At 57.4% G+C, this 5,299-nt stretch carries 2 rRNA genes; both read left to right on the top strand.

Going from position 1 to position 5,299, the window contains the following annotated elements:
• Positions 1 to 343 precede the first annotated feature (343 nt).
• A 16S ribosomal RNA gene (locus tag LG632_RS29360) occupies positions 344 to 1,867 on the top strand.
• Between the two features lie 285 nt (positions 1,868 to 2,152).
• Positions 2,153 to 5,267, top strand: a 23S ribosomal RNA gene (locus tag LG632_RS29355).
• Together the 16S and 23S rRNA genes form the textbook arrangement of a ribosomal RNA operon.
• The last annotated feature ends 32 nt before the right edge of the window (positions 5,268 to 5,299 follow it).

The following is a 5,299-nucleotide window of genomic DNA, read 5'->3' as shown; positions in this document are numbered from 1 at the left end:
AAGGGAAAAGCGCGAAAGCGCCGGAACCGGAAAGCACCGAGGAAATCGGGTCCGAAAAGATCTGATAGAGTCGGAAACGCAAGACAGCAAGAACGAAGGAAGCGCCCGGAGGGCCCGGAAACGGGAACGAAGGAAGCGTCCGCACCTTGAGAACTCAACAGCGTGCCAAAAATCAACGCCAGATATGTTGATACCCCGTCTCTCTGAGACGAGGTTCCTTTGAAAGTCCTTCGGATCCTTCGGGGTCGGGAGGCAACAACACAGCGAGGACGCTGTGGACAGGCCACCTCATTCCGGTGGTGCTGTCCCGCTCTCGTGGTGTGCACCCGATTACGGGTAAACATTCACGGAGAGTTTGATCCTGGCTCAGGACGAACGCTGGCGGCGTGCTTAACACATGCAAGTCGAACGATGAAGCCCTTCGGGGTGGATTAGTGGCGAACGGGTGAGTAACACGTGGGAAATCTGCCCTGCACTCTGGGACAAGCCTTGGAAACGAGGTCTAATACCGGATATGACTGCTGACCGCATGGTCGGTGGTGGAAAGCTCCGGCGGTGCAGGATGATCCCGCGGCCTATCAGCTTGTTGGTGGGGTAATGGCCTACCAAGGCGACGACGGGTAGCCGGCCTGAGAGGGCGACCGGCCACACTGGGACTGAGACACGGCCCAGACTCCTACGGGAGGCAGCAGTGGGGAATATTGCACAATGGGCGAAAGCCTGATGCAGCGACGCCGCGTGAGGGATGAAGGCCTTCGGGTTGTAAACCTCTTTCAGCAGGGAAGAAGCGAAAGTGACGGTACCTGCAGAAGAAGCGCCGGCTAACTACGTGCCAGCAGCCGCGGTAATACGTAGGGCGCAAGCGTTGTCCGGAATTATTGGGCGTAAAGAGCTCGTAGGCGGCTTGTCGCGTCGGATGTGAAAGCCCGGGGCTTAACCCCGGGTCTGCATTCGATACGGGCAGGCTAGAGTTCGGTAGGGGAGATCGGAATTCCTGGTGTAGCGGTGAAATGCGCAGATATCAGGAGGAACACCGGTGGCGAAGGCGGATCTCTGGGCCGATACTGACGCTGAGGAGCGAAAGCGTGGGGAGCGAACAGGATTAGATACCCTGGTAGTCCACGCCGTAAACGTTGGGAACTAGGTGTGGGCGACATTCCACGTCGTCCGTGCCGCAGCTAACGCATTAAGTTCCCCGCCTGGGGAGTACGGCCGCAAGGCTAAAACTCAAAGGAATTGACGGGGGCCCGCACAAGCGGCGGAGCATGTGGCTTAATTCGACGCAACGCGAAGAACCTTACCAAGGCTTGACATATACCGGAAAGCATTAGAGATAGTGCCCCCCTTGTGGTCGGTATACAGGTGGTGCATGGCTGTCGTCAGCTCGTGTCGTGAGATGTTGGGTTAAGTCCCGCAACGAGCGCAACCCTTGTCCTGTGTTGCCAGCATGCCCTTCGGGGTGATGGGGACTCACAGGAGACCGCCGGGGTCAACTCGGAGGAAGGTGGGGACGACGTCAAGTCATCATGCCCCTTATGTCTTGGGCTGCACACGTGCTACAATGGCCGGTACAATGAGCTGCGATACCGCGAGGTGGAGCGAATCTCAAAAAGCCGGTCTCAGTTCGGATTGGGGTCTGCAACTCGACCCCATGAAGTCGGAGTCGCTAGTAATCGCAGATCAGCATTGCTGCGGTGAATACGTTCCCGGGCCTTGTACACACCGCCCGTCACGTCACGAAAGTCGGTAACACCCGAAGCCGGTGGCCCAACCCTTGTGGAGGGAGCTGTCGAAGGTGGGACTGGCGATTGGGACGAAGTCGTAACAAGGTAGCCGTACCGGAAGGTGCGGCTGGATCACCTCCTTTCTAAGGAGCACAGCACCGCTTGTGAGCGAATGTCTCACACGGTCAGCTCATGGGTGGAACGTTGATTAGTTGGCACGGTCTTTCAAAGCCTCCTGTTAGTACTGCTTCGGCGTGGAACACGGAGATGGTGGCGAGGATCGTGTCTGGCACGTTGTTGGGTCCTGAGGGTACGGCCGATTCGGCTGGACCTTCGACGCCGGCCCCAGTGAACTCGGTCCCTTGTGGATCGGGGTGATGGGTGGCTGGTCGTTGCTTGAGAACTACACAGTGGACGCGAGCATCTGTGGCCAAGTTTTTAAGGGCGCACGGTGGATGCCTTGGCACCAGGAACCGATGAAGGACGTGGGAGGCCGCGATAGGCCCCGGGGAGCTGTCAACCGAGCTTTGATCCGGGGGTGTCCGAATGGGGAAACCCGGCAGTCGTCATGGGCTGTCACCCGCTGCTGAACACATAGGCAGTGTGGAGGGAACGCGGGGAAGTGAAACATCTCAGTACCCGCAGGAAGAGAAAACAACCGTGATTCCGGGAGTAGTGGCGAGCGAAACCGGATGAGGCCAAACCGTATACGTGTGAGACCCGGCAGGGGTTGCGTATGCGGGGTTGTGGGAATGAGCTTTCACAGTCTGCCGGCTGTGAGGCGAGTCAGAAACCGTATGGATAGGCGAAGGACATGCGAAAGGTCCGGCGTAGAGGGTAAGACCCCCGTAGCTGAAATCTGTACGGCTTGCTTGCTCATCTCCCAAGTAGCACGGGGCCCGAGAAATCCCGTGTGAATCTGGCGGGACCACCCGCTAAGCCTAAATATTCCCTGGTGACCGATAGCGGATAGTACCGTGAGGGAATGGTGAAAAGTACCGCGGGAGCGGAGTGAAATAGTACCTGAAACCGTGTGCCTACAAGCCGTGGGAGCGTCGGGATCTTCGGATCCTCGTGACTGCGTGCCTTTTGAAGAATGAGCCTGCGAGTTAGCGGTGTGTAGCGAGGTTAACCCGTGTGGGGAAGCCGTAGCGAAAGCGAGTCCGAACAGGGCGATCGAGTTGCACGCTCTAGACCCGAAGCGGAGTGATCTAGCCATGGGCAGGTTGAAGCGGAGGTAAGACTTCGTGGAGGACCGAACCCACCAGGGTTGAAAACCTGGGGGATGACCTGTGGTTAGGGGTGAAAGGCCAATCAAACTCCGTGATAGCTGGTTCTCCCCGAAATGCATTTAGGTGCAGCGTCGTGTGTTTCTTGCCGGAGGTAGAGCACTGGATAGGCGATGGGCCCTACCGGGTTACTGACCTTAGCCAAACTCCGAATGCCGGTAAGTGAGAGCGCGGCAGTGAGACTGTGGGGGATAAGCTCCATGGTCGAGAGGGAAACAGCCCAGAGCATCGACTAAGGCCCCTAAGCGTACGCTAAGTGGGAAAGGATGTGGAGTCGCAGAGACAACCAGGAGGTTGGCTTAGAAGCAGCCACCCTTGAAAGAGTGCGTAATAGCTCACTGGTCAAGTGATTCCGCGCCGACAATGTAGCGGGGCTCAAGCGTACCGCCGAAGTCGTGTCATTGCAGCAATAGCCCCAACGGGTGCTGTGATGGGTAGGGGAGCGTCGTGTGCCGGGTGAAGCAGCGCCGGAAGGTAGTTGTGGACGGTTCACGAGTGAGAATGCAGGCATGAGTAGCGATACAAGAGTGAGAAACTCTTGCGCCGATTGACTAAGGGTTCCTGGGTCAAGCTGATCTGCCCAGGGTAAGTCGGGACCTAAGGCGAGGCCGACAGGCGTAGTCGATGGACAACCGGTTGATATTCCGGTACCCGCTTTGAAACGCCCAATATCGAGCCCATTAATGCTAAGGCCGTGAAGCCGCCCTGGAGACTTCGGTCAAAGGGGAGTGGTGGAGCCGCTGACCCAAGGTGGTAGTAGGTAAGCGATGGGGTGACGCAGGAAGGTAGTCCAGCCCGGGCGGTGGTTGTCCCGGGGTAAGGGTGTAGGACGCACGGTAGGCAAATCCGTCGTGCACATAGTCTGAGACCTGATGCCGAGCCGATTGTGGTGAAGTGGATGATCCTATGCTGTCGAGAAAAGCCTCTAGCGAGTTTCATGGCGGCCCGTACCCTAAACCGACTCAGGTGGTCAGGTAGAGAATACCGAGGCGTTCGGGTGAACTATGGTTAAGGAACTCGGCAAAATGCCCCCGTAACTTCGGGAGAAGGGGGGCCACACCTGGTGATGGAATTTACTTCCTGAGCTGGGGGTGGCCGCAGAGACCAGCGAGAAGCGACTGTTTACTAAAAACACAGGTCCGTGCGAAGCCGTAAGGCGATGTATACGGACTGACGCCTGCCCGGTGCTGGAACGTTAAGGGGACCGGTTAGCTCCATTTCGGTGGGGCGAAGCTGAGAACTTAAGCGCCAGTAAACGGCGGTGGTAACTATAACCATCCTAAGGTAGCGAAATTCCTTGTCGGGTAAGTTCCGACCTGCACGAATGGCGTAACGACTTCTCGACTGTCTCAACCATAGGCCCGGTGAAATTGCACTACGAGTAAAGATGCTCGTTTCGCGCAGCAGGACGGAAAGACCCCGGGACCTTTACTACAGTTTGATATTGGTGTTCGGTTCGGCTTGTGTAGGATAGGTGGGAGACTTTGAAGCGGCCACGCCAGTGGTTGTGGAGTCGTCGTTGAAATACCACTCTGGTCGTGCTGGATGTCTAACCTCGGTCCGTGATCCGGATCAGGGACAGTGTCTGATGGGTAGTTTAACTGGGGCGGTTGCCTCCCAAAGGGTAACGGAGGCGCCCAAAGGTTCCCTCAGCCTGGTTGGCAATCAGGTGTTGAGTGTAAGTGCACAAGGGAGCTTGACTGTGAGACCGACGGGTCGAGCAGGGACGAAAGTCGGGACTAGTGATCCGGCGGTGGCTTGTGGAAGCGCCGTCGCTCAACGGATAAAAGGTACCCCGGGGATAACAGGCTGATCTTCCCCAAGAGTCCATATCGACGGGATGGTTTGGCACCTCGATGTCGGCTCGTCGCATCCTGGGGCTGGAGTCGGTCCCAAGGGTTGGGCTGTTCGCCCATTAAAGCGGTACGCGAGCTGGGTTTAGAACGTCGTGAGACAGTTCGGTCCCTATCCGCTGTGCGCGTAGGAATATTGAGAAGGGCTGTCCCTAGTACGAGAGGACCGGGACGGACGAACCTCTGGTGTGCCAGTTGTCCTGCCAAGGGCATGGCTGGTTGGCTACGTTCGGGAGGGATAACCGCTGAAAGCATCTAAGCGGGAAGCCTGCTTCAAGATGAGTATTCCCACCCACTTGATGGGGTAAGGCTCCCAGTAGACGACTGGGTTGATAGGCCAGATGTGGAAGCCCGGTAACGGGTGGAGCTGACTGGTACTAATAGGCCGAGGGCTTGTCCTCAGTTGCTCGCGTCCACTGTGTTAGTTCTGAAG

Origin of the sequence: Streptomyces antimicrobicus, assembly GCF_020532625.1 — a bacterium.
Taxonomy (GTDB): Bacteria; Actinomycetota; Actinomycetes; order Streptomycetales; family Streptomycetaceae; genus Streptomyces; species Streptomyces antimicrobicus.
The sequence above is the reverse complement of the archived record's forward strand: the minus strand, read 5'-3'. Positions and strand labels throughout refer to the sequence as shown.